Here is a 25,426-nt window from a genome sequence, read left to right as displayed (position 1 = left end):
GTGGCATGGGTGGCGGCTCTTCTGCTGGCCCTGAGTGCGATCACTTCGACGGCCGTGGCCCAGGACTATGAGCCCGGATCAACCGCGTGGCACGGGCTCTCCCGCTTCGTGGCTCTTGCCGAATCACGGGGGGCACATCTGCAGAGCACCGACACACTCGCCTGGGAGGAGGTTCAGGCCGAGGACGTCATCGTGGTGGTCTACCCCGAAGAGGCACTCAACCCGGAGTCCTTCGCTTCATTTGTGATTGATGGGGGGCGTCTGCTGCTCGCGGACGACTTTGGTGGAAGCGCGGCATTGATGGAGCGCCTCTCTCTGCGGCGCATGATGCCCGGGGTGGGGATGCTTCCCCATCAACGCTTTGTAGACGGTCAGTCTGACTGGCCACGCCACAGCGCGCGCGGGCGCCACCCGCTTCTCGAAGGGGTTCGTGAGGTTGTCTCAAATGTGCCCGCGGTCTTGCTCAATGAGGGGGGACCGGTCCTGAGCTTTGATGAGGGTGGGGGGCTGGTCTACGATATGACGCTGGGTGAGGGCAGGGCGATCGTCCTCTCGGACGCCAGTATGATGATCAACGGTATGCTGACGATCGCCGATAACGAGCGTCTGCTGTCCAATGCCCTCGACTACCTGTGTGAGTCAGCGAGCGATGCCTGTCGCGTCTGGCTGGTTCACGGCGCATTTGCGCAGCACGGCCGCTATAAAGCGCCTTCTTCGGAGGGGCTTAGCGATGAGGACCTGGTCTCTCGGGTCGATGCGTTTAACGAACGGGTGCGCGAGGTCCTGGATGAGCTTGCGAAGACCGAACTGCTCTACTTTCTGGGGCTGTTGCTTGCATTGGGGAGCGCGGCCTACCTGGCGACGGTGCTTCCCTGGCAGCGCTCGCGTCGTCTCAGTGAGTTTGTGCAGCGCGAGCGCAGTGAGCTTGCGCCGCCACAGACTGAATTTGATTGGAACCTTGCGCGTTTCTCCCGCGGCACGCGTGGCATGAACTACGCGCTGCCGGTTGCGATTCTAAAAGAGGTCTTTGAGGAGATCTTTCTCGACGCCCTGGGCCTGTGGCCTTCGACCAGCAAGCAGCGACCACCGATCGATGAGCTGGCACGGCGTTTTGAACAGCGCTTCTGCGCTCGCCAGGCCCCTGCCGAACGCGAGCGTCGGCGGCAGTCCGTCCAGGAGCTTTTGAGCCATCTGGCCATCGCGCCGACCCGCCACCGTGTCTTTTTAGAGAATGACGCCAATTACAGCGCCCGCGATCTGGCGCGACTTCACCGACATGCCCATGAGATCTTAGGTTGGATGGGCAAAGAGGCCGACTATGAGCGACGCACCCGCCAACACCGCCGCCCCCGCCACGAGCGCCCCACAGGCGGAGAGCCCCGCTGAGGGCCAACCTCTTCCACGCGTTCAAACGCCGGATGGCGCAGCGGCCTCCATTGCAGAGGAGCGGCTCAAAGAGGTTCGGGGGATCTGCGAGGCGATGCGACGCCAGGTCAGCGCCACCTTCATCGGCCCCCCGGAGGTGGTTGACGCCCTGCTCGTTGCGCTCTTTGCCCGCGGCCATATCCTGCTTGAAGGGGTGCCCGGGGTGGCCAAGACGACCTTATGCAGGACCTTCGCACGCACGATCGATGCGACCTTCCGACGCGTGCAGTTTACCCCGGATTTGCTTCCCTCGGATATCACCGGGACGTACGTGCCAAACTTAAATACGAACGCGTTTGAGCTGCGCAAGGGGCCGGTTTTCACCAACGTCCTTCTGGGCGATGAGATCAATCGCGCGCCTGCCAAAACGCAGTCAGCGATGCTCGAGGCGATGCAAGAGCGCCAGGTCACCATCGAGGGGGTCACCCACACGCTGCCCTCGCCCTTTGTGGTGCTGGCCACCCAGAACCCCATTGAGCAGGAGGGGGTCTATATGTTGCCGGAGGCGCAGCTGGACCGTTTTTTGCTGAAGCTGACCATCGGTTACCCCAGCGCCGATCAGGAGCTTGAGGTGCTCAAAACGCACCGGCAGAGCAGGGCGCCGGTGGAAGCTGTTCTCAGCGCTGAGCAGGCCGGGGCAATCATCGATCTGGTCGAGCAGGTCCATATCAGTCATGAGCTGATGCGCTACATTCTGGGTATTGTGCGCCAGACGCGGACTGATACCCGCGCGCTTCTGGGGGCCTCACCGCGCGCCTCGCTGGCGCTTCTGAAAGCCTCTCAGGCCCGCGCGTTGATCCGGGGGCGAGGTTACGTGCTGCCCGATGATATTCAGGCGATGGCCGTCGTGGTGCTTGCCCATCGCATTGTGCTTCACCCCGATGCCGAGCTCGACGGATCCCGTGGAGAGGATCTGGTGGAGAGCGCCCTGAAAGCCGTGCGGTACGGATAAGCCGATGAGCCCCTATCTGACACCATCGGGGAAGTGGCTTTTCGCCAGCGGTGCGCTCTTTACGATCTTTGGAGCGCTGGCACGCGAGCCGGTACTTGTGCTGCTGGGGCAGGTGCCCTGGTGGGTGCTGCTGGGGGCGATGATGTTGATCCTGACGCAATCCAGAGCGCTGCAACGCCGTCAGGTTGTGCTCGGAGTGGATGGGGCACCGGGGCCCCTTCGCATTCGCTACGGCCAGCGGTACAGGCTTCCTATCAGCGTTTCTAACGCCTCCACCGATCGTCTGGGGGCGCTGGCGCTGGAGCCTGTCACCAGCGGCGGCATCTGTGTGGAGAGCGGTCCGACACTGGGAGGGCTGGCACCGGGCCATAAGGTCAGCGTTCCGGTCGTGCTGGAGACACGCCATGTCGGACGCGCCAGCCTGCAGGGCTTTGAGGTGGTGCTCCGCGGGCGCCTGGGGCTTGTTGAGACACGTGACTACCTGCCCTGTGTGCAGGTCATTGAGATCTTTCCAAAACTGACACACGGCGCGCAGCGCCGCGCGCGTGCGCGCCTGGCGAGTGCGGCTCGGCCCCGGCGCGCGGTGGCCCGAGCTGCGGCCTCGGGCACCGATCTGCGCGAACTTCGCGACTACCAGCCAGGCGATCCGCTGCGCACCGTCGCCTGGAAGGCGACGGTGCGCCAGCGACGGCTGATCGCAAGGGAGTTCGATGACGAGCGCACCCATCGACGCCTCTTTGCCCTGGATATCTCCACATCCATGCTCTCGGGCACGCCCCCGGGCCGCAAATTCGATGAGGTGATTCATCACGTGGTCGAGCAGGCTCGTGATGCTCTGGAGCGCGGCGATGAGGTGGCGCTGTTGACCTTTGATCACGCCATCTTCGGTCGTGTCGAGACCGGCTCGGGCGCACCTCACTTGCAGCGGATGCTGCGCCATCTCGTCGGATTGCGCTCCATCGTCGATGCCCGGCGCACCGCCTGGGATGAGGCCGCAGTGGAGCGCTTTATTGCCGATTACCTGCTGATTCAGGAGCGCCTGGACTTTCGCAGACAGCAGGGGCTGGAGGCGGCCGTCGATACGCGTCTTTTAAGGCGCTGGCTTCGCGCCCAGTTGCCCTGGGAGTTGGCCCGCTGGGCCAGTGATGCCGAGTCGCACGGCGTCATCGACGCTCAGGTCAGTGATGCACGTCGCTTCGCCAGGCTCCGTGGCCTGGAGCTTCCGCCCCCCTCGGAGATGCGCGCCGGCACCAAGGTGGCCGGACTTCAGGCCGTCTTTGAGGAGGCGCTGCGCATGGGACGCGGTCCGCTTCAACTGGTGATCTACAGCGATCTTTGCGGGCTCAATGAGGTCGATGCGCTCGAGCGTTACGTGCGCCTGGCACGACGCCGTGGCGTTGATGCGCGCGTTGTAGCGCCCTTCACGCCGGCCTTTGGCGTCGAAGATATCCCCTTTGAGGCCCACCATGAGCGCATTCGCGAGATCTTTTCCATCGCGGAGGCCGATGATCGCGCCGGCACCGCCTCCCGGGTTGAGGCGCTCGGGGTGCCGGTCGCCCTGGTCGGGTCTGACGCGCTGCGAGGGGAGGGCGTGCTCTGATCGGTGGCGCGAGATGCATCCGATGATCTTAGATCGTGAGGTCTTTCGGATCGGCCGACGCGGCGTCATCACCACGGGTGCCGATGGCCTTTAAGAAGCCCCAGAAATACTCCCAGGCGCTCCAGAGGCTGAAGAAGACCGAGATGGCCAGAAGCCAGAAGCCGATGGCATGGAAGTTCAGAAGCACAGGCCCCATCCCGTAGTTCACCTCGTAGGAGAAGTGCAGGATCAAAAACACCAGCCCCAGCATCTGAAACGCTGTCTTAAACTTCCCGCCTTCTCCCGCCGCGATGATCAAGCCCTCGCCGGCGGCCAGGCTGCGCAGTGAAGAGATCGAGATCTCGCGCGCCACGATCACGATCACGATCCAGGCCGGAAGCCTGCCCAGCGGAATCAGCATCACCAGCGCCGTCATCACCAGAAGTTTGTCGGCCAGGGGATCGAGAAACTTCCCGGTCATGCTCACCAGATTGAGCTTGCGCGCCAGATAGCCGTCGACCCAGTCGGTAAACGAGGCAACCCCGAAGAGCACCACGGCGATCACGCAGCTGAGCGGGTCGCCGAAATAAATGAACATCGCCACGATCGGGATCAGTGCGACGCGCATCAACGTCAACACGTTGGGGATGTTGACGATGTCTTCACGGATGGTTGAGGCGCTCACGGCGTCTCCGCTTGGGCTGAGTAGACCTGATACCAGTAATAGACCGACGCGACATACTCGCGAGTCTGCGGGTAGGGGATGCCGTCATAGCGACGCACGGCCACATCGCCCGCGTTGTAGGCGGCGAGGATCAGGTTGATATCCCCATCGTAGCGCTCGATCAAGATGCGCAGGAACTTTGCGCCTCCAAAGACGTTCTGTCGAGCGTCAAAGGCGTTGCTCACGCCGAGCGACTCGGCGGTGCGCGGCATCAACTGCATCAAACCCATGGCGCCGGCGTGGCTGACCACGTGGGGTTGAAAGGCGCTCTCCACGCGAATGACCGCTTTAATGAAACCAAAGGGCAAGTCGTAGGCCAGGGCGGCTTCTTCGATCAGGTCGTCGAAGTAAGCCTCGCGCGCATTAAACGAGCCGGGAAGACCACGGCGGGCGTCCTCCCGGGCCCGGGAGAGCTGCGGGTCGGCCGTGGGCTGTGCGGTCGATGGTGTTGCACGTGATGAGGCGGAAGACGGCCGGGGCTGTGGTCGTGCGGAGGGCCCCTCACTGAGCACTTCGAGCAACTTATACTCCGGGTGACGTTCACTGGTGATCAGCACCTCGCCACTGGGAGTTTCGTAAGAGTAGAGCTGAGCGGCGGCCGTAGAGGCGCCGAACACCAGCATCGCTGCGGCGCTCATCGCTGCAAGATATCGACCGACCATTCTTTCACTCCGTAGCTAAGACCCGGGAAATCCCTTTGAAGCAGTCGCCGTGTCGCAAACCGATGCCCACGTACACGGCATGCATTAGAGGACAGCTTCTCCTCCCGGGCAAGAAAAGCCCGAGGCGCGCCAATCTCGCTGTGAACCGGGCGAAACCCGACGGACTCAAGCCTGCGAACGGGCGTGATTGACACCGCCTTGCGCGCTTCCCTACACTCCGCAGGCTTCGCGCCCGGCGAAAATGGGGGCGCTTCTTGCAATGCAAATCAGCGACGGACACACCGATGAGTGAGAGCGCCCCCGACGCCACCCCCGCCCGCATGTGGTGGCGAGAGCTCGATGGCTTTGTACAACGCCCGACCGACTTTTTGAAAACCCATGGCTGGGTCTTTCTTCTGGCCCTGGCCGTCGTGCTGCCCTTTGTCGGCAGCTTCGGACTCTGGGACCCCTGGGAGACGCACTACGGCGAAGTGGGCCGCCAGATCACCGAGCGCAACGACTGGATCAGCACCTGGTGGGGAAGCCACTGGGTCGACTCCAAGGGGGGCACCGAGGGCTCCTACTTCTACTCCAAGCCGATCCTCCTGATGTGGATGATGGCGATCGGTATGGAGATCTTCGGCGTCAACGCGTTTGCCGTGCGTCTGGGGGTGGCGCTGATCGGCGCGCTGGGCATCATGTCGGTCTATGCCTTCGGGGCGACGGTCTTTAAGCGCCGTGCCGGCGGGTTGATGGCGCTGGTGCTCGCAAGCTCCCCCTTCTGGTTTATGCTCGGGCGGCAGGCCCAGACCGACATGCCTTTTGTGGGCATGATGACGGTGGGCATGTGCTTCTTTATGATGGGGGCCTTTGGTAAAGATCGCGATATGCTGGCCAGCAAGTTCACCTATGCGCTGGGCCTGGGTTGGATCGGCGTGCTGACCATCCCGCAGATATCGCTTGTGCTCATCGGCCTCTCGCGTTGGCGAGGCCCGAAGAACGCGCTGATGGACGCGTTGGGCGATTCGGTCAACCTGGTGGTGATCGTCTTCGGTGTGATCTTCATCCTCAGCGCCCTCCTGATCGTCGCCGGGCTCGTCTGGAACCACACTCGCCGCAAGAAGATCGCGCTGGCCGGGGTGCTGCTGACCTGGGCGCCGCTCTTTGCGACTCTGCTCGGCGTGCTGATTACCGCTGCAGATCGCCCTCGCGCGTTGCTGGGATGGTTTGTCTGGGGCCCCACCCAGGCCGCCCTCTACGCCTCGTGCGTGCTCGGCGTTCTCTACCTGACGCTGGAGCGACCCACGGTGCATCGCGGTCGCATCTACATGCTCACCTTCTATGCCTTCATCGGGCTTGCGACGCTGGCCAAGGGGTTGCTGGGCTTTATGCTGCCCGGCGCGGTGCTCTTCCTCTACATTTTGATCACGCGGGAATGGTCGCTGATGAAGCGGGTAGAGTTCTGGCGCGGCGTGCTGGTGTTTATCGCGGTGGCTTTCCCCTGGTACGCCGCGATGCTGATTCGGCACCACCCGGGCTTCTGGAACCGCTTCTTTGTGCACGATCACTTTAAGCGCCTTACAAGTGGCGTACACCAGCTGACCACCGGCTCTTTTGAGCACTTTTTGCGTTGGCTGGGTTACGGGCTCTTTCCCTGGGTGGGCTTTGTGCCGGCGGCGATCGCCCGTTTCTTCGGCGGCCATAAGGTGCGGCTTAACAGCGACGAGGGCCGCGCAAGCCTGATGTTGCTGATGTGGGCGCTGGTGGCCTTTACGCTCTTTACGCTCTCGAGCACGAAGTTCCACCACTACATCTTTCCGGTGGTGCCGGCGCTGGCGATGCTGGTGGCGTTGGCGATCGATGATCTGCTCGACGGCGACCTTCCCCTGGGGGGGGCGCTCTTTGGAGTGGGCGCGGTGATCGCGGCGGTGATCGCTGTGGAGTTTGTGCTCGACCCGCAGCAGATCAAAAACCTCTTCTCCTACCGCTACGAGCGCGAATGGAACCACGGGGCGTGGGACCCGTACTTCCAGACCTGGCTCAAACCCATTGTGACCCTCTGCGTGCTGGGTGCGCTGGGGATGGGGCTTGCCCGCGGCGAACGCGTGCGCAGAGTGGCGCTGGGCGTTACCGGGGTCGGAGCACTTGCGATGGCGTTTTTCTGCCTGAACATCTACATGCCGACCATCAGCTCGACGATGAGCCAGAAGCAGCTATGGGACCGCTACTACGATCTCTGCACCGAGGTGGAAGCTCCACCCGGGGCCGATACCCGCAAGACGTACTGTGAGGAGCCGGTGATCGCCTATCGCCTCAACTGGCGTGGCGAGGTCTACCACACCCACAACCTGGTCATTCCCATTCGCAGCGATGAGGACTGGGAGAAGTATAAAAAAGAGCAGACGGAAGGACCGATCTACGCGATCATGCAGAACGTGCGCTACCGCGGGGAGTTTCAGCGAAAGCTCCCCGAACGCTGGAAAGGCCAGGCCTGCCTTGTGCACAACGAGAATCTGAAGTTTGTGCTGGCCAAGGTCCCCTGCGCGCCCGATGACCCGGCGCGCGTGGACGATGCCGAGAAGAAGAGTGACGCGGAGCGTTAAGTCGCCCGAATTTTCAAACGTGACGCGCGGCGTTAATCGCGGCGATGGTAATGTTCTCAACGGCTTAGGGCGCCTTCCCAATCGGGGGCATTGCTGTTACGCTCTGCGCGCCCTGGCGCACCCAAAATCGGTCCCTACCCTTGGGCCCGCGCAAGCAAGCATAACTGTTGGTTTTAGTGACAAAGTCTTCGACGGAGATAGTCAATGAGCACAGCGAAGTTGACCCTGAATGGCAACGAGTACGAACTTCCCACCTTCGTGGGCAGTGAAGGTGAGGTCGCGATCGAGATCGCCAAGCTGCGGGGCACCACCGGGGCAGTGACCCTGGACAGCGGCTACGGCAACACGGGTTCTTGCAAGAGCGAGATCACGTTTATCGATGGCGAGAAGGGCATCCTTCGCTACCGCGGCTACTCCATTGAGGAGCTTGCTGAGAAGGTCTCCTTTGAAGAGGTCGCCTATCTGGTGATCTGGGGTGAGCTTCCCACTGCCGACCAGCTCAAGAGCTTCACCGCGCGTCTGGAGGAGTACGCCATCGTCGATGAGGGCGTGAAGACGATCCTCTCGGGCTTCCCGCGCACCGCGCACCCGATGGCGATGCTGGGCGCTGTGATGGCTTCGTTCGGTTCCTTTGTGGAGACCACCGGCGACTCTGAGGAAGACATCCTGCGTATCATCGCCGGGATGAACTCGCTTGCAGCCTACATCTACCGCTACCGCCGTGGTCTTCCCTACGTTTACCCGGCCAGGGGCCTGAGCTACTCCGGTCAGTTCCTCCACCAGATGTGGGGCGAGCCCACCGGTGAGCCGAAGATCAACTCGGCGGTTGAGCAGGCGCTCAACAAGCTCTTGATCCTTCACGCCGACCACGAGCAGAACTGCAGCGCCTCGACGGTGCGCATGGTGGGCAGCGCCCACGCCTCGCTCTATGCCTCGATCTCGGCCGGTGTCGGCGCGCTCTCCGGCCCCTTGCACGGTGGTGCCAACCAGGCCGTGCTCGAGATGCTCGAAGAGATCCAGAACGACGGCGGCGACTTTGAGAAGTACGTCGGTCTGGCCAAAGACAAAGAGTCGGGCTTCCGCCTGATGGGCTTTGGCCACCGCGTCTACAAGAACTTCGACCCCCGCGCCAAGATCCTTAAGGCGGCTTGCGACGACGTGCTTGACTCGCTGGGCGTTGACGATCCCCTCCTCGACATCGCCAAGAAGCTCGAGAAGGTCGCGCTCGAAGACGAGTTCTTCGTCAAGCGTAAGCTCTACCCCAACGTCGACTTCTACAGCGGCATCATCTACCGCGCGCTGAACATCCCCACCGAGATGTTCACCGTGATGTTCGCCCTGGGTCGCGTGCCGGGCTGGATCGCGCAGTGGCACGAGATGCGCAATGACCCGACCGGTCGCATTCACCGCCCGCGTCAGATCTACACCGGCGCCACCGAGCGCGCCGTCACTCCGATCTCCGAGCGCTAAGTCGCCGGTGATTCAGGTGTAGAAACACACGAACGGGCCCCGAACCATCGGGGCCCGTTTTTTTCGGCCATGGATCGGGCGTTGTGCCGCCACATAGGAGCCTTCATCGCATGCCGAAAAATGGATGCGCCGAAGCCCGGCTCGTTTCATGGAGCAACAAAAAAAACCGCGACCCTGTGAAGAGTCGCGGCTTTGCTGATTGCCTGATGGAAAGGCTTAGAGCGGAATGTTGCCGTGCTTACGGGGCAGGTTCTCCGCGCGCTTGTTCTCAAGCATCTCCAGGGCTTGAATCAGGCGCGGACGGGTGTCGCGGGGGAAGATGATCTCGTCGATGTACCCGAGCTCCGCGGCCTTGAAGGGGTTGGCAAAGGTCTCGCGGTACTCGGCGACGAGCTCGTCTTTGCGGGCGACGGGGTCGTCGGCCTCAGCGAGCTCTTTGCGGAAGATAATGTTCACCGCGCCGTCCGGTCCCATCACGGCGATCTCGCCGGTGGGGTAGGCGAAGTTGATGTCGGCGCCGATATGCTTGGAGCTCATCACGTCGTAGGCGCCGCCGTAGGCCTTGCGGGTGATCAGCGTGACTTTGGGCACAGTGGCTTCCGCGTATGCGAAGAGGAGCTTCGCGCCGTGTTTGATGATGCCGCCGTACTCCTGGTCGACGCCGGGGAGGAAGCCTGGCACGTCCACCAGCGTCACGATGGGGATGTTAAAGGCGTCGCAGAAGCGCACAAAACGCGCGCCTTTGAGGCTGGCATTGATGTCCAGGCAGCCGGCCAGGTGAGCGGGCTGGTTGGCGACAATACCCACCGAACGGCCGCCCAGGCGGGCGAAGCCCACGACCATGTTGCGGGCAAAAGCCTCCTGAACTTCAAAGAAATAGCCGTCATCGACGACATGCCCGATGAGCTCTTTGATGTCGTAGGGCTTCGACGGATTCTCCGGCACCAGGGCGTCGAGTGCGGCGTCGCGGCGGTCAAACGCGTCATCGGTCGGCACGAAGGGCGCGTCTTCGGCGTTGTTGGAGGGCACAAAGGAGAGGAGCTCGCGGATCTTGGCGATGCACTCCTCCTCGGTCTGGGTCTCAAAGTGGGAGACGCCGCTGGTCTCACTGTGCACGTGTGCGCCGCCCAGCTCCTGCTTGGTAACCTCCTGGCTGGTGACCGTTTTCACGACCTCCGGGCCGGTGATGAACATGTAGGAGGTGTCCTGCACCATGAAGATAAAGTCGGTGATGGCCGGGCTGTAGACTGCGCCGCCGGCGCAGGGCCCCATAATCGCCGAGATCTGCGGGACGACGCCGCTGGCACGCACGTTGCGGTAGAAGATGTCGGCGTAACCAGCGAGGCTCGCCACACCCTCCTGGATGCGCGCCCCGCCGGAGTCGTTAAGCCCGATAACCGGTGCGCCACACTTTGTGGCGAGATCCATGACCTTGCAGATCTTCTCGGCGTAGGCGCCGCTTAAGCTTCCGCCAAAGACGGTGAAGTCCTGGGCGAAGACGTAGACCAGGCGACCGTCGACCTTACCGTAGCCTGTGACCACGCCGTCGCCGGGGATCTTCTGGTCGGCCATGCCGAAGTCGTTGCAGCGATTGGTGACGAACTTGTCGAGCTCCACGAAGGTGCCGGCGTCGAGGAGCAGGTCGATGCGCTCGCGCGCGGTGAGCTTGCCGGCTTCGTGCTGGCGATCGATGCGGGCCTGGCCGCCACCGAGCTCGGCGGCGTCGTTAAGCTCCTGGAGACGTTCGGCGTTGGACTTGGTGGTCATGGGCACAACCTCGGATCAGAGAGACGTGGACAGATGCCGCGAGTTGATTCGATGGGAGGGGGGGGCTCCGCTCGCGCTCAGACCGAAGAAGGGTTGAGCGAGAAGATGCTGGCGAGTCGGAGCCTGTAAATGACGTCAGTCGGCGTTGAGCGTGTCGAGGAAGAGTTCTTCGTAGCGAATTGCGGACTCCCGCCAGGAGAAGTCGCGAGCCATGTCGCGCACCATCAGGGGGCGCCACTTTCGGAAGTTTCGGTAGGCCGAGCCTGCGCGCTCGATGGCGCCGGCCAGCGCGTCGGCGCTGTGCTCGGTAAAGACAAAGCCGGTGCCGTTTTCAGGGTCTTCCCGAAGATCGGTGACCGTGTCGGCCAGTCCGCCGGTGGCGTGAACGACGGGCACGGTGCCATAGCGCATCGCGTAGATCTGCGTGAGCCCGCAGGGCTCAAAGCGGCTGGGCACGAGCAGCATGTCGGCGCTGGCTTGAATGCGGTGGGCCATCGCCTCGTCGTGACCGCCCAGGATGCGGGCACGGCGAGGGAACTCCTCTTCAAGTTGTTGGAGCTCTTTCAGAACCTTGTCAGGGCCATCGCCGAGAATCACGAGCTGGAAGCCGTCGCGCTCGTCTTTGAGCTCGGAGAGCAAGGAGCGAATGGCCGGCACCACAAGGTCGACACCCTTTTGCTCGGTGAGGCGGCTGACCATGCCGACCAGTGGCAGGGTGGGGCGTACGGGAAGGCCCAGGCTGTGCTGAAGGTGGGCTTTGTTCTGGCGTTTGCCGTTGAGGGTTTCAACGGTGTAGCGCACCTCAATGAATCGGTCGACGTCGGGCGACCAGACGCCGTAGTCGGCACCGTTAAGAACTCCGTGCACGTCTTCTTTGCGTGCCTGGAGTACGTCATGAAGCCCAAAGCCCGCCTTCGCGGACTGAATCTCGCGGGCGTAGGTGGGACTGACCGTGGTGATAAGGTCAGCGTAGCGGAGCGCGCCGGCCAGGTAGTTCAGATCACCGCTCGCATCGAGAAGTTCGCTCTCAGCGTTGTATTTACGAGGCAGGCCGGTGGCTTTGAACTGCGTCGCATCGAACTTACCCTGGAAGGCCAGGTTGTGAATGGTCATCACGTAGCGGGTCTGGGCGAGTTCATCGGCGTAGTAATGCTTGCCGTAGATGGGGACCAGGCCGGTGTGCCAGTCGTTGCAATGGATGACGTCGATGGCCATCGGAGAGCTGATGGCCAGCTCGACGACCGCACGGCTGAAGAAGGCAAAACGCTCGGCGTTGTCTTCAAAACCCTGGTCGTCGTAGCCGTAGAGGCCGTCGCGGTCGAAGTAGTCCGGGGCGTCGACAAAGAAGACGCGTACGCCGCTGTCGAGACGAGATTCCCAGATGGTGACTTCGAGTTTGGATTGGTTCTTGCTCTTGCGCGGAACTTCCAGCGGGTTGAGGCGGCGGCTTAGTCGCATCGCCTCCGGGTCGAGGTGCTTGTAGAGGGGGGTGACGATGGAGACGTTATGGCCGCGACGTGCCAGCGCCTGGGGCAGGCTGGCGGCGACATCGGCAAGGCCCCCGGTCTTGGAGAAGGGGGCGACTTCGCTGGAGGCGAAGAGCACATTGAGCCGACGTCGGCCCATCTGGGAGTTGGTGTCTTTGGTCTTGATGTAGCGGCTCAAATCCATCGTATTTTTCCGTCAGCTGTTCAGTTCGCGCAGGTGGCGCGCGGCCACCTCCGAGGCGGTGGCGTTGATGTAGGCGCCCGAGCCCCACTCAAACCCTCCGTGGGTGCTCAACCGGGGGAGCATTTCCAGGTGCCAGTGATAGTATGCTTTGTCGGCGAACGCAAAGGGGGCGCTGTGCAAGACGAGGTTATGGTCAACGCGGCCGATGGCCTGCTCCCAGAGCTGGAGGATACGTCGGGTGTGACGTGCGAGCGATGTGAGGTCCCGGTGTGAGGCATGAGCGAAGTCTGCGCTGTGGGCGCGGGGAGCAATCCAGACTTCGAAGGGCGATCGAGAAGCAAAGGGAGCCCAGGCGAGCATCGCGTCATCTTCGAGGATGATGCGTTCGCCGCTCTGTTCCTCGTGGTGGAGCGCGTCGCAGAGGGCGCAGCGGTGGTGCAGCTCGAAGTAGTGCTCACCGCGCTGCAGAAGCTGATGCTGGCGGGGGCTGACCAGGGGAAGTGCAATGATCTGGCTGTGGGCGTGTGCCAGGGTCGCGCCGGAGCGGGGGCCGATGTTTTTGAAGGGGATGATGTCCTTGAGGCGCTGGTCGTTTCGAAGGTCGCAGAGGCGCTCCTGCCAGGTCGCGAATATCTCGGCGATATGGCGGGCGTCGAGGTCGGTCCAGTGCTCGATGTGTTCGGGGGCCTCGATGATGACCTCGTGGGCGCCGACGCCTCCGAAGGCGTCATAGGGGCCCCGGGCGAACGCCTGCTCGGCGTCGGCGGGGGTGAGTGCCGGGTAGAGGTTGGGCACGACCGTGATGGCGTGCTCGTGGTCGGGGAAGCTGGCGCTTTTTCGGGTGCGGATAGGCTCGGGGATGCGCGTGGGCTCGGTCGGGCAGAAGGGGCAGCTTTCGGAGGTATGCGACGTGTCCGGCGGGACGAGCTTATGGTCTCGGGGGCGTCGGGCGCGCTCGGGGGCCAGAATGACGCGGTCGCCGGAGACAATGTTGGTGCGAATTGAAGAGGGCATCGGTCGGGCTCGGGGCTCGGGTAGGACTGTGGCCAGACGCTATCGAAGTGCGGCGATGGGAGCAATCGGGGAGGGGGAACAAAAAAAGCCGCCGTCCCCGGATGGAGACGGCGGCCTTTTTGAGCATCACCAGGTGTGGGGCTTAGTTGCCAACCGATCCTGCGTCATCTTCGACAAAGCGCTCCAGGAAGCTCTCGGTGATGCGGTGGTCGCTGGAGTTATGCACGTAGAGGATGAGGTTCTCCCACTGGTCCTTATCACTGCGACCCACGTCGATGTGGAAGCTTCCGTTGGGCACGCAGAGTTTGCCGTGGTCCTCGGGGTTGGTGGGGTTGTTAGCCGCGACACCGGCGGGAAAGCCCTGGCGGTGCACGCGGATGAGGTCTCCGGCGACAAAGGGATCGGCGTAGTCCACGACGATTTCGTCATCGAAGAGGATGACTTTATCTTCCCAGAGTGCCGGATCGCAGGCCAGATACTGGATCGCGTTGACCTTCGCCAGGGCTTCGGAGCTTTCTACACCGTCGACCGTGATGCGAGTCGGCGCGATGTAATAGGGGGCGCTGCTCACAGGCACGCGTTGCACAAAGAGCGCATCGACGGGCACGCTACCCGGGGTGTTCTGGCCGGTGGGGTACGCGGGGTTGTCCACGCGCAGGCGCACACGGTTGACACGTGCGGGCATCGGATCGGGACAGAGGAAGTCGAGGTTCTCGCTGAAGTCGCGGTAGAAGCAGAGGTTGCGCAGGAAGCTGCCTTCGGCCGCAGTGCACGTGTCGAAGAGCGTCCAGTCGATCGTGGTGTTGATGCCGATCAGGTCGCCGAGCCAGCCCGCGTCAGCCTCCAGCCCGACTTTGACAGCAGCACCGATGGAGAGTTCCAGAGTGCACTCCGACTCGCCGGTGGTGAGGTTTTGCTCAAATCCTGCATCAAGTTTGGCATACACGCTCGGCAGGGTGGCGGTAACCCCGGCAAAGTTCAGGACCAGTCCTGAGAACTTGAGGTCAGACGAGAGCTTCAATGAGGCGTTGACCTGCCCCAGAAGATCGGGGTCGTCGATGGCGTAGGGCTCCGAGAGCGGCTCTTGCTCGATTTCGTGAAAGTCTCCGCCGACGTATTCGATTCCGAACATCGTATCCATCTGGAAGCCGGGCGCGTTCTTGCCTGCCCAGGACGCGCTGAGCCCGCCGTCGGTGGTGGCAGTAAATTTGATGAGGAAGTCCACGTTGGCCGTCACCGGGATGGGACCGATGGCGAAAGGAATTTTAACGAGGTTCACCTCAAAGAGCGTTTTTTCGAACTCCAGCTCGTAGTAGAGCTCCAGTAAAAGGTCGGAGAGCGCGGTGATGAAGCTGGCGTTGACCAGGAAACGAAACTCCTTGAGTCGTCCGTTGCAGTCGCGTTTGTAGTCATCTTCCAGGCTCGCCGGAATGCCGCAGACACTGTAGTTGGGGTAATTGTCGGTAAAACACTCGCAGTCGTCCTCGTCGATGGTGGTGTCTTCTCCAAACCAGGAGGTGTCGATGTCGAGGGCTGCGTCCACATCATAGATATCGATCGTCAACGTTGGCGTCGTCTTCAAACGCCCGCCGATGGTGTTTGAGGGGCACTCCTCACCGGCACTCGCGCCAATGCCGGGCTCCACAGAGCCCAGAGTGCCTTCGATGGCATCGGCCGAAAGGTCCACCTCGACGGAGACACCGGAGTGGTTGTCGCAGACGCGGGCCTCAATGGTCGGGAAGCGAACCGTGGTCTGAATCGGCTCGAACTGCTCCTCGTCGACGCGCTGGCGACGCTGGCCTACGGGGCCTCCTTCCGGCAGCAGTCCTTGCGACCGACTGGAAGTATCCGAGGCATCGCCGGTGCCGTTGTCCACGTTGATCTTGGCGTTGATGATAAGATCGGTAAGCGGCGCGTCGGTTACGAAGAAGGTGATGATCTCCGGGGTATTCTCGATCGCCTCGACCCGGTAGATGAAGGGTTCGGGATCCACGCTGTCGAAGCTGTAAATGATGTCGGCGATGGCGACATCAAGCAGAACGTCATTGCCCTCCAGGGGGAAGGCGATCGAGCCATCTGCCAGGGTGGCCTGGGCCAGCAGTTCGCTGGAGATTTCATGGGACCAGGGGACCATGACCACGCCATCGTCGTCAGGTTCCAGGTTCCCTGTGTCGCCGCGGGGGCCCGCATCGGGGGAATCGCCGGGACCGGGGTTATCGTCGGGCGAGGACTGTCCGGGGGCGGTCTGTCCATCGATGGTTCCGCGACTTAGCTCGACTTCACCACAGGCCGTGGTCAGTGAAAGGGCGACCAGAAGAGCTAACCACACGGGGGGCCGGCCAGTGCGGGGAGAAGATGGTCGGACAAACATGGAGATCCTCCAGGGGAGTGCAAGCCAGGGGGTGCAGTCATTTTTAAGAATACCGGACGGGTTTAAGTAGGGGTCCGGGGGGGATTAAGCACATGTGCAAAGTTCAGGCCAGAGCTCAAAAAGTGGCCTTTGAGGAGGTTGACTAACCGATCGGTGTGTCAACATGTCCCGCTAAGGCGCAGGCGTTGCGGTCACAATGCTCCAGTGGCGGCATCATAGTGCGGTGGGGGTCGAAAATCCAGCGGCCAGCCCGCCCTGATGAGCTCCGGACAGGGGTGTGGCGGCGAGCTATAAACGGACAACGCCCGGTGAGCGCGTGCTCACCGGGCGTCGATGGTGTTGCGTTGAAGCAGCGACTCAGCCGTTGAGCTGGGTCTGCAGCAGGGTGAACGCCTTGATGGTGTTCTCCAGGCTGGCAATCTCGCGCTGGGTGCGCTCGATATCTTCTTCGATCTTGGCCTGGGACTCTTCAAGGTCGCGAAGTTTCTGTTCGGCGCTGGCCAGGGCGGCTTCGAGGATCTCGTTCGATTCGGTCATGATCATCATTCCTTAAAGTTGATAGCGTGGAGGCAGAGTGGATTAACCGTTCCACTTCCAGCGGCCACGGCCGATTTTTTCCATCAGACCTTCTTTCTCGAAGGTGTTGACGACGCTGTAGGTGTAGCTGCGAATGCCGTCAGTAACCTCACCTTCAATACGACCGAGAGCCTTGAGGACGTCGGCGGTACGAAACTGTTCGTGCTTGGTGCCGAGTTGACGGCAGATCTCGAGGATCTGCTGACGCCGGGCGCCGCGGGGCGGGCGCTGGGTTTCGGGGTCAACGGGCAACGAGCTGACGCCGCGGACTTTCTTGCGGCCACGACCACGTCCGGGAGGGGCTTCGCCGCGCAGAGCCGCGCGCAGATGTTCGATCGCGTTGCGGGCCTCGCTGGTCTGCAGGCTGTGCGTATCGCGCATTTTGCGAAGCTCTTCGAGCTCCTGGCGCTTCTCGGCCAGCGCGTTCTCAAACTTCGAAAGCTCGTCGCCAAAGTTTACACTCATTACAATCCTCGGGGGTCGAAGGTGATTTCATATGTCCAGAGAAGTTATCACTTCACAGCGTCTCTGGGGCGGAATGTGCATCCGATCAGACTATGTGTCAACCGCTTATGGTTCATATTTTGGGGTTTAATTCGCTTGTTTGACGTGGTTTTCGGTAGGTGAGAAGTCGTGTTTCTTACATATGGCTTTTCGGGCCCGTGTCGACGTTAACTCGAATAGGGTAGCGCCGAAGGGTTTTGCCTTCGGTCGCATGCAGGCAAAAAAACAGGCCGCTCTCCAAAGGAAGGCGGCCCGTGTCAGGATCTACACTGTCTGCATGACGCGTTTAGCTGAGGATGTCGCGTAGAAGCTCAGCGTGCTTGCGCTGGAAGCGTCCTCGTAGAAGCAGGAAGACTCGGTTGAAAGAGCGCATCTCTCCGAGGAGCTCCTCAAGGTCATAACGATCGAACTCGCGACGCATGCCGGCGCGCTCATTGAGTACAAACGCGCCGTCACCCTTCCCGAGCGAAATCTCGTCCCGCATTGCCAGATAGGGGTCGAAGGCCAGGCTGAGGTGGTGGTCACTGGCAAAAGCGCGGGTCGCTTCGACGTCCCAGATGCCCTCGGCCTGCCAGATGACGGGGCGACCGGCGTTGGCAGCCAACTCGTTACCGAGCGCTGCGATAAGCGCCCGGCTGGTGCTCCCCGGTCGAAACTCCAGAGGCGTTGAGAAGAGCAGCGCTTTGGCGGCCAGGGCATGGGCCTGCTCCGCGGCGCGGGTCCAGGCGTCGCGGAGGGTTACGCTGAGCTCCGGGTTGTCGCGCTCATAACCATCGACCAGTGCCTCCCCCACGACCGAAGGTGCATGCAGTACGAAGCCGAAGCCTTTTGGGGAATCGACGCGCCAGCGGTTCAATGTGGCGATCTTCGGGGCGTTCTCCAACCGCTCCAAATCGACTTCGGCGGCGTTGCAGAGGGCAAAGGTGTCTCCCCAGTTTCCCGGGGTTGGATCGCAGGCGTAATAAAACTTTGTCATAAGCCAGAAGTGCTCTGAGGATTCAGGGGAAGTAGAGGACGTCGTCCTGACCATGCTGGGCGACGAGCTGCTCGACGCGCTCCAGGAGGTCTTCACGTTGAGACCAGAGCACGTTGAGGCGTGCGCGATCGACGGGTCCGGCCTCGGGGAAGAGGACCGCCTCGAGCGTATCACGCTCCAGGAGACGGATCGTGGCGACCGTACTGCGGCTAAAGCGGGTCGTCCACTCAAAACGGCCTTGAACCCTCCGCGAGGCTCGCGGCTGGAAGGCATCGCCGTTATGGCGCGAGACGATGCTGTTGCCGATGACCGGGTTGTTGAGGCCGTAGGTTTCCGCGCGGGTGGAGAAGCGCTCCCAGTTGTTGGTCAGGTAATCAAAGAGCAACAGGCTGGAGACGTCGCGGGCAACCTCGGAGGTGGGCTGCTGACCGATGGCGTCGACCAGGGGTTGCTGGAACTTGCCGTCGGCCAGTGAGGCGATGCTGCTGAGTTCCTCCGAGAGCGGGCGCTCCAGGGGAGCCGGGGACGAGGTGGCCGTGAGCCAGTCGATCCACAGCGGTCGATACTCAATAGGGAAGGGGGCCCGCGACGAGGCTGGCAGGCGTTCCAGGCTTCCGCGGACGACACGCGAGGTGCCATCGCCTTCGCCGGCCTGCCAGCTGGCGAGCTCGCGAAGTTGTTGAGCCTGGGCGGTGTCAATGTCACCGGAGGCTGCGTCAAGCGCGGCGATCAGGGCGTCTTCATGAAGAAGCGCCGGGGTGGTCTTAATGATCTCGAAGTTGCAGGCGATGAGCTCGCAGAGTCGCCAGGAGGCGATCTCCATCTGCCAGCCATCTTCCCAGCCCTGACGCGAAGGCTTGAAGATAACCTCATCCTCGGAGCCCGGCAGTTTGAAGATCCAGCCGCGGTGGGTATCGACACTGTAGTTGCCCGCAAAGTTCAGCCCGGTCGCTGCGTCGAGCACCTGCGGCTGATAGGGGCCCATCTCCGGGTCTTGTTCGACGGCACGCTTGTGCGCGGTGTGAAAGCGCTCATCTTCGGGAGCGGTCGCAAGAGCTGCGAGGCTGGCCTGGCGCATGAGCGACCATTGTTGTCTGGCGCCAGCGATCTCAATGAGTTCGGCAAGTTCGTCGACGGAAGACTCGCCGGTACGCCAGCGCTGCTTCAGTTCAACAAGGCGTTCGTCGGGCGAGGGCGCAGGAGCAGCCTCGGGCGTTTGGGCCGCTTCTGGCTCCAGGGCCTCCGCCGGGGTGGGGCTTTCGGTTCCGGCGACTTCGGCCGTCTTCGTGGCTTGCTGTGCCCGGGGCGCAGGGGGCTCCTCGTTCGTGGTGGTGGTCCAGAGGGAGGAGGGATTCCAGCCTGTAGCGTCCTCGATCATCGCCTGGCCCGGGGGGGTGAGGCCGGCCCCGAGTACAGCGAGCAGACCTGCGCCGAGCGCGAGGCCGGCGATGCGTCCTCCTGCCGACTTTTTGCGGGTCGGTGCAGCATCCATTTCGGAGGAGAGGCTGGCCGGTGCCACGTCGGGCAAAATGGCATCCTCCGGGCGACGCTGATGGGGCGAGGAGGGGAGGGTTGCGGGCGGCTCGTTTGGCTTTGCTAATGGCGCGACGTCATCGTCATCGTCATCTTCGACGAGCTCGCTTGCGCCGGGCTCGGCCCCGTCGAGATCATCTTCGAGGAACTGACCGACGCTGACGTCGCCGGGCGCGTCGTCGTAGAGCGGCTCGCTCTCGGGCTCCCGGGTTTCCAGGGCCATGAAGGGATCGAGTTCGGGCGCGGAATGCTCGGAAGGGGAGGCGGCTTCGGCCGCAACCTCGGCGGACTCCCGTCCCTTTTGCTCGACATCGAGCAGGCTAAAGTCCAGGGAGTTGGAGGAGGCATCGACGGGGAGGGGCGGCGAGAAAGGCTCTTCCCTGGGCACCGGCGTTGCGGGCTCGCGGGCCGGCGCTTTACGACGGGGGGTTCCGATGCGTGAGAGGACGTCGTGGGCCTCGGCAGCCATCTTTCGACGAAGTTCGCCAAAGACGGGATGCTCGGAGACGGGCATCCAGTCGCCATCGGCCTCGGCGAGCTCTTCGGCCCCCAGGAGCACGCCACCTTTGATCAGCTGCGTGAGACCAGCTTCGTCGACCGGCTCGTAGATGATGTCTTCGATGCGCAGGCGATACTGGCCTCGACCGAGCACATCTTGAATCTCGGCGGTGGGCAGGCGGATATAGCCGCTCCCACGGCTCTCGCCGGCCGTGCCCAGCTCAATGGGGTCGACGTTTGGGCCGCGACGACGGGCCTGGAGTCTGGCAAGCATGGACTGGCTTGTAGCCTGACCCCGCTCGCGCGAGATGCCGGGGAGAGGCACCCGCCCCGGTGGCGAGGCGCCTTCGGGGGCGCCGAAGCCGTCGAAGAGGCCCGAGTGGTCTGGTGAGGACGCATCGCTGGAGTCGGGGGCGGTATCGTCGGATACATCCGATACGTCGCGCAGCAGCTCGGCGAGCTCACGGGCTTCGCTATCCTCCAGATCGATGCCCGGAGTTGCGGAATCGGTCTGCGCTTTGGACGGCGGTGCGGGCCTGGGCTGAGGTCGCGCAGGGCTTTCGCTTCGCGGTGCTGGCAGGTCCTCGGAAGAACCGATGCCAGGGCTGGTGCGCCGTTTCTGGGCCTTCTTGAAGAGATGGGCCAGTGAGGGTTTGCCGCTATCCTCGGAGTCGTCAGAGGACGCGTCATCCTCGGCGGTGGAGGCACCGGAGAGGGCCGGGCGAAGCTTGTCGAGTTTGAGTTTTCTGGCGCTGCTTACGCTGGTGGGGGCGCTGCCCGCGCTGCCGGCGCTGCCCGCGCTGGTGGCGGTGTCATCGCCGGGGCGGGCGACCATGCGTTTTTTCTTAATGCGCGCGAGCACCTGGCTTTTGAGTTCAGCGTCGGAGAGTCCGACTTCGCCCTCAAGGGTATCTTCGTCGGGGGCTTTTCCGGAGCGCAGGCCGATCATGGATCGGGGCACGCGTTTATTCTCAGCGGTCTCTCGGAGCTGGGCGAGGTCGGCGCGGTTCTGACGTGTGAGGTCGACGGTCTTGCGGGTCTGGGCCTCGTTGGCCGACTTCTCGGCAGCCAGGACATCGGAGACCTCGTCAAGCCCCGGGGAGGTTTGATGCTCGTGGGAGCGACGCCACGCGCCGGCGTCGGTGCTCTCGGCGAGCCCGTCTTCGGCCGGGGGATCGGGCACAGGCGGGTTGTCGAAGGGGCCCTTGGTTGTGTTGCCGTTCTGCTCGGCAATCGCGCTGAGCACCGAGGCGTCAATTGCGGCGGTCTTGTCGAGGTCGCCGTCGCGACTGAAGGGGTTGGTAAACCCACCCGGAAGCCCTGCCATCGTAGCCTTGGAGCCTCCCGGAAGGTCGCCGGCGAGTCGGGTCAGCCGCTCGATGGCGTCCTCGGACTCATCGTCGAGCGCATCTGCGGAGGGTCGCCTGGACATCACCCCGAAGCCCGGCGCAGAGCTGGTGCGTTGGGTGTCCTCGGAGGCCATATCGCTCATGTGGGAGCGATAGATCTTACGGCCATCCTCGACCGAGATCTCCGTAAAGCACTTCGGACAGGGAACATCCCCGGTGGGGAGGCGTCCTTTTTTGGGGGTGAGTCGGAAGTACGTCTCACAGCCCGGGCATTTGAGCTCAACGGCGTCGGGAGTGGTTTCTCCCATGAACGGTACCTGCTGCGCGGAGATTGGGATGGGGCGGGCGGGCCGGTAAAGGCCGATACCCGGGACTCGCGTACGGCTGGTGAGGACGAGCCGGGGTGCCTCACAGGCAGGCTGTGAGGCAGTCTGGGCTCAATCTCGTCGCTACTCTACACCACGTATAGGGTGTGCTCAATGAAATCGTCGGAAGGGTCGATGGGCTAGAGTCTGCCCCAGCGACGGCGCAGTGACCACTCCGCGGCGAGCAGCCCGAGTACGATGAGAAAGAGCAGGGCGCTGTCCCAGAGTTGGACCACCCTGCGCTGATGAATCTCAACGAAGCGGGGCGGGTTGAAGTCGAGCCTGGTGGGGTTGAGCTCGGGCAGGAGGGTGTGATGGCCCTCGGTGTGTTCGGCGATGCGCTCAAGCAGGGCGTTGCGGGGGACGATGTCGCGAAGCTGGGCGACGTTGGGAGTAACAAGCACCAGGTTCTCATCGCGGAGCGCGCCACCCGCCCCCTCCACCTCGACCTCCATGTGATAGATCCCGGGCTCTTCAAAACTCAGGTCAAGCGCGTGCTCGCCGGAGGCGTCGGTCTGAAAATCAAGAGTGCGGGTGGGCTGCGGGGGCGTGGTATCCTCGGAGCGTTGCTCCAGCGGGCGATGGCTAACGTGGACCTTGCCCGCGGCGTTTGCGGCCGGGCTGTAGTCGCTGTTGAAGACGCGCGCTGTAGCATCAATGGGGGTGTTGGGGGCGGCGATATCAGCGTGAACATCCAGCCGTACCAGCTTGAGTTCCGGGTCTTGGATGAGCCAGCGGATCGCGCTGTTCCAGAACATCTGGTACTCGCGCGGGGTGCCCCCATCGGCCAGATGTTCAAAGCCCCAGCGCCAGGTTGAGTCGCTGGTGACCGCCAGTACACGTCCCTCACCGCGCTCGGCCACGGCGATAACCGGCATGGGTTGGCCGCCGTAGGTCAGGGTGGGGTGGGTGGCCAAAACGGTGGCGCCCTCGGAGGGGCCGGTGACAATGTTGGTGCCCTGAAGTTGCGGGAGGGCCTCCCAGAGTTCGCGGTTCTGGGCCGGGTCGAATGCAAGTTGCGTGATGGGATGACGATCACCTGCCGCGGTCAGGTGTGGCGAGAAGTGCTCGCTGTGGGTGATCGTCTGGCCTGGACCTGCCGGAGGAAGTTCTACCGGGAGCAGGGATTCGATGGGGGTGCGGGCGTAGCCGCCGCTGGCAAAGGAGAGGTCTCCGCCGAGCATGGCGAAGGCGCCTCCCTGACGGACGTAATCGGCGATGGCCGGCAGGTAGCGCGCCATGTTGTAGGGGCCGAAGTTGAAGTTCTGAAAAATCACCAGGTCGAAACTTCCCAGCTCACTGTTAAAGAGTTCGTCGGTGGGGAAGGGAATCAGGCTCATCTCATCGCGCGGCACCAGCTGCGGGGTGTCGTCGGTGCGCAAAATGAAAAAACTGATGAGGTCGACGTTCGGGTTGCGCTTGAGAAGTTGGCGCAGAAAACGCTGATCCCAGCTGGGGCGGCCGACGACCTGAAGCACACGGACCTTGTCGCGAATGACCCGCAGCACAAAGTGTTCGGTGTTATTTTCCAGCAGCGCTTCATCTTCAAAATGAGGCACCTCGACGGTGTAGACCTCCTTGCCGATCTGGCGAGGCACAAACTCGAACTGCACCGTGTAGCGACGCTCCTCCGGGTCAATCTGGACGCTCTGGGACTGCAAGATCTCGCCATCTCGCCGCAGCGTCACCGGGACCGGCTGGGGCTCGATGCCGCTGAAGAAGAGGTCGACTTCGACGGTGATCGAGTTATGCACGAAGGCGAAGTCGTCGTGACGCACCCGGGAAATCGCCGCGTCGCGCATGCCGGCGTCGGCGTCAGCGGCCAGGGTGTGGACCGGTGCCCGGAGGCTGGACAGGATCTCTTTGGAGGCGTCATCAAGGTCTTCGCCTCGGCGCACGCGCCGGCCGATGGCCCCGGTGTCGATACCGTCGCTTAAGACGATGACGCCGCCGAGATCTTTGCCGCGGTAGTGGTCGGGAAGGGCCTGCAGGGCGGCGCTCAGGTCGGCCTGGGTGGCGTCTGCCTCGGTGGTCAGGGCTGCTTCGAGCGTGGTCGGGGTGAGGGTATCGCCGTAGGTGAAGATGTCGAAGTGATGATCTTCGTGGTGTGCTTCAAAGGTAGGACGCAGATCTTCGAGGGCTTTGCGCGCGCGGTCGATACGCCGTTGTTTTTCGCCGGCGACGTTGAGGCTCATCGTCTGGCTGGTGTCGACGAGCACGGCGACGTGGTTTTTGACGCGGGAGACCTGCTTGAGGTCGAGAGCAGGCTCCAGGAGCATGATCACAGCCAGGGAGAAGACGCTGGCGCGCAGCCCCAGAAGGGTAAGGCGTCGATGCAGACGCATGTCGCGCAGATCGTAGGCGCTGAAGAGCAGCACCGAAAGGCCCAGTAGCCCCAGGGCAATGACCCAGCCCAGGCTCCAGTCGCCGAGCCAGAGGAGGTCGCGGGTGTTGTAGTTGGAGAGTTCAAGCATACAGGCTTCCAGCCTTCGGGTGGCTCAGTCGACGCGCCATCGCCGTCGGCGCAGGATGAAGGGGATGTGTACCTGGTCGGCTTTGTAGTCGATGGTCAAGGCGTAGAGGACAATGTTGACGGCAAGGCGCTGTGCCATATCACGCTGGCGATCGCCGCCCGGGCTTACCTGGTGTTCCCAGCCACCGAAGGCATCGCGGGCCAGCGCACCGAGAAGATCGTTGGCGTTGACCAGCACACAGGCGCGTTCCTCATCGAAGATCCCTTCGAAGTTGCCCGCGATATCAAGGCGCCCCATGGGGCGGTCGATCAGATAGAAGGATTTATGCACGGTGTGCTCGCGTGGCACCGTGCGAAGCGGGCGGTCGGGGAACACGCGCTGAAGATCCCGTCGCACCGATGCCATAAAGGGGCCGTCGGTCAGGCCCTCGGCGGAGTCGACGTAGAGGAAGCCGCCCGAGCTCAGGTAGAGGCGTAGATTTTCGATCACGTCTTCAGACAGCGGTTCAAAGGCGCGGTCACCGGCGAGCACGATCATCGGATGGAGAAAGAGCTCCTCGCGTTCGCCCCAGATCGCGGCAACTTCCGGGTTGACCTCCACGCTGGTATGGCGACCGACTTCCTGTAGCATGCGACGCAGAGCACCGGGGCGCGGGTTGTCATTGCCGCCTCGGTAGCGCAGGCGCGCAAGGCCGACGCGATGCTGATCGTCCAGGGCCAGCGCCCTTGGAGCGATCGTCAGGCTCAGGCCTGCGGTGCCCAGAAGTTGAAGGAAGGTTCGACGGTTCATGCGATAGGTACCTGATGCGAACGAGGTGAGCGCGGTGTCTGGCGAGGACAACGTCAGAGGCTCACGGGGGCATTCCCCGCGGAGCCGACCACGTGTTATGCATTGTCTGAACCCGTCATAGCAGTGAAATAAAGCGTCTGCACGG

17 protein-coding genes are annotated in these 25,426 nt (G+C 62.8%); 5 read left to right on the top strand and 12 right to left on the bottom strand.

The features are described 5' to 3' along the window. Nucleotides 1–9: 9 nt before the first annotated feature. From EA187_RS05565 to EA187_RS05555, 3 genes are read left to right on the top strand one after another with little or no spacing between them, the layout of a single operon-like run. On the top strand, nt 10–1,386 hold the full coding sequence (locus EA187_RS05565) for a DUF4350 domain-containing protein (RefSeq protein WP_127779440.1): 1,377 nt from the start codon (nt 10–12) through the stop codon (nt 1,384–1,386). Further along, nucleotides 1,319–2,377 (top strand): AAA family ATPase, encoded by a 1,059-nt coding sequence (locus tag EA187_RS05560; RefSeq protein WP_206524192.1) that lies wholly within the window; start codon nt 1,319–1,321, stop codon nt 2,375–2,377. Before EA187_RS05565 ends, EA187_RS05560 begins: the two co-directional genes overlap by 68 nt. 4 nt (nt 2,378–2,381) lie before the next feature. After that, the gene (locus EA187_RS05555) at nt 2,382–3,977 is read left to right on the top strand and encodes a DUF58 domain-containing protein (RefSeq protein WP_127779439.1); all 1,596 of its coding nucleotides are present in this window, start codon (nt 2,382–2,384) and stop codon (nt 3,975–3,977) included. A gap of 28 nt (nt 3,978–4,005) precedes the next feature. Here EA187_RS05555 and pgsA read toward each other — a convergent pair whose 3' ends face one another. After that, the gene (gene pgsA, locus EA187_RS05550; RefSeq protein WP_127779438.1) at nt 4,006–4,641 is read right to left on the bottom strand and encodes a CDP-diacylglycerol--glycerol-3-phosphate 3-phosphatidyltransferase; all 636 of its coding nucleotides are present in this window, start codon (nt 4,639–4,641) and stop codon (nt 4,006–4,008) included. Further along, nucleotides 4,638–5,342: a lytic transglycosylase domain-containing protein gene (locus EA187_RS05545; RefSeq protein ID WP_115602509.1), complete on the bottom strand. Its 705-nt coding sequence runs from the start codon at nt 5,340–5,342 to the stop codon at nt 4,638–4,640. Before EA187_RS05545 ends, pgsA begins: the two co-directional genes overlap by 4 nt. A gap of 284 nt (nt 5,343–5,626) precedes the next feature. Here EA187_RS05545 and EA187_RS05540 point away from each other — a divergent pair, with 284 nt between their 5' ends. Together EA187_RS05540 and EA187_RS05535 are read left to right on the top strand one after the other, a co-directional pair. Beyond that, entirely contained in the window at nt 5,627–7,924 is a 2,298-nt protein-coding gene (locus tag EA187_RS05540; protein ID WP_127779437.1) for a glycosyltransferase family 39 protein, read from the top strand. Between the two features lie 204 nt (nt 7,925–8,128). Beyond that, nucleotides 8,129–9,394, top strand: a complete 1,266-nt coding sequence (locus tag EA187_RS05535) for a citrate synthase (RefSeq protein WP_115602511.1) — start codon at nt 8,129–8,131, stop codon at nt 9,392–9,394. A gap of 216 nt (nt 9,395–9,610) precedes the next feature. Here the strand turns inward: EA187_RS05535 and EA187_RS05530 are convergent, their stop codons facing one another. The 10 genes from EA187_RS05530 to EA187_RS05485 form a co-directional block, all read right to left on the bottom strand. Next, the gene (locus EA187_RS05530) at nt 9,611–11,161 is read right to left on the bottom strand and encodes an acyl-CoA carboxylase subunit beta (RefSeq protein WP_127779436.1); all 1,551 of its coding nucleotides are present in this window, start codon (nt 11,159–11,161) and stop codon (nt 9,611–9,613) included. Nucleotides 11,162–11,296: 135 nt separating this feature from the next. After that, nucleotides 11,297–12,832: a glycogen synthase GlgA gene (gene glgA / locus EA187_RS05525; protein WP_127779435.1), complete on the bottom strand. Its 1,536-nt coding sequence runs from the start codon at nt 12,830–12,832 to the stop codon at nt 11,297–11,299. Nucleotides 12,833–12,844: 12 nt separating this feature from the next. After that, nucleotides 12,845–13,846 (bottom strand): galactose-1-phosphate uridylyltransferase, encoded by a 1,002-nt coding sequence (locus EA187_RS05520; protein ID WP_127779434.1) that lies wholly within the window; start codon nt 13,844–13,846, stop codon nt 12,845–12,847. A gap of 142 nt (nt 13,847–13,988) precedes the next feature. Continuing rightward, on the bottom strand, nt 13,989–16,175 hold the full coding sequence (locus EA187_RS05515; RefSeq protein WP_127779433.1) for a hypothetical protein: 2,187 nt from the start codon (nt 16,173–16,175) through the stop codon (nt 13,989–13,991). 399 nt (nt 16,176–16,574) lie between these two features. Next, nucleotides 16,575–16,754, bottom strand: a complete 180-nt coding sequence (locus EA187_RS05510) for a hypothetical protein (RefSeq protein ID WP_127779432.1) — start codon at nt 16,752–16,754, stop codon at nt 16,575–16,577. A gap of 42 nt (nt 16,755–16,796) precedes the next feature. Further along, nucleotides 16,797–17,258, bottom strand: coding sequence for a hypothetical protein (locus EA187_RS05505; protein ID WP_115602517.1), 462 nt, complete (start codon nt 17,256–17,258; stop codon nt 16,797–16,799). Between the two features lie 325 nt (nt 17,259–17,583). Further along, entirely contained in the window at nt 17,584–18,273 is a 690-nt protein-coding gene (locus EA187_RS05500; RefSeq protein ID WP_115602518.1) for a hypothetical protein, read from the bottom strand. A gap of 22 nt (nt 18,274–18,295) precedes the next feature. After that, the gene (locus EA187_RS05495; RefSeq protein ID WP_127779431.1) at nt 18,296–21,961 is read right to left on the bottom strand and encodes a hypothetical protein; all 3,666 of its coding nucleotides are present in this window, start codon (nt 21,959–21,961) and stop codon (nt 18,296–18,298) included. A 197-nt stretch (nt 21,962–22,158) separates the two neighbouring features. Then, nucleotides 22,159–24,492: a glutamine amidotransferase gene (locus tag EA187_RS05490; RefSeq protein ID WP_127779430.1), complete on the bottom strand. Its 2,334-nt coding sequence runs from the start codon at nt 24,490–24,492 to the stop codon at nt 22,159–22,161. Nucleotides 24,493–24,516: 24 nt separating this feature from the next. Beyond that, nucleotides 24,517–25,281: a DUF4159 domain-containing protein gene (locus EA187_RS05485; protein ID WP_164856030.1), complete on the bottom strand. Its 765-nt coding sequence runs from the start codon at nt 25,279–25,281 to the stop codon at nt 24,517–24,519. Between the last annotated feature and the right edge of the window lie 145 nt (nt 25,282–25,426).

The organism is Lujinxingia sediminis (assembly GCF_004005565.1).
In the GTDB taxonomy this organism is placed as follows: Bacteria; Myxococcota_A; Bradymonadia; order Bradymonadales; family Bradymonadaceae; genus Lujinxingia; species Lujinxingia sediminis.
Note: the sequence above shows the minus strand (reverse complement) of the source record. Positions and strands in the feature narration are given on the sequence as shown.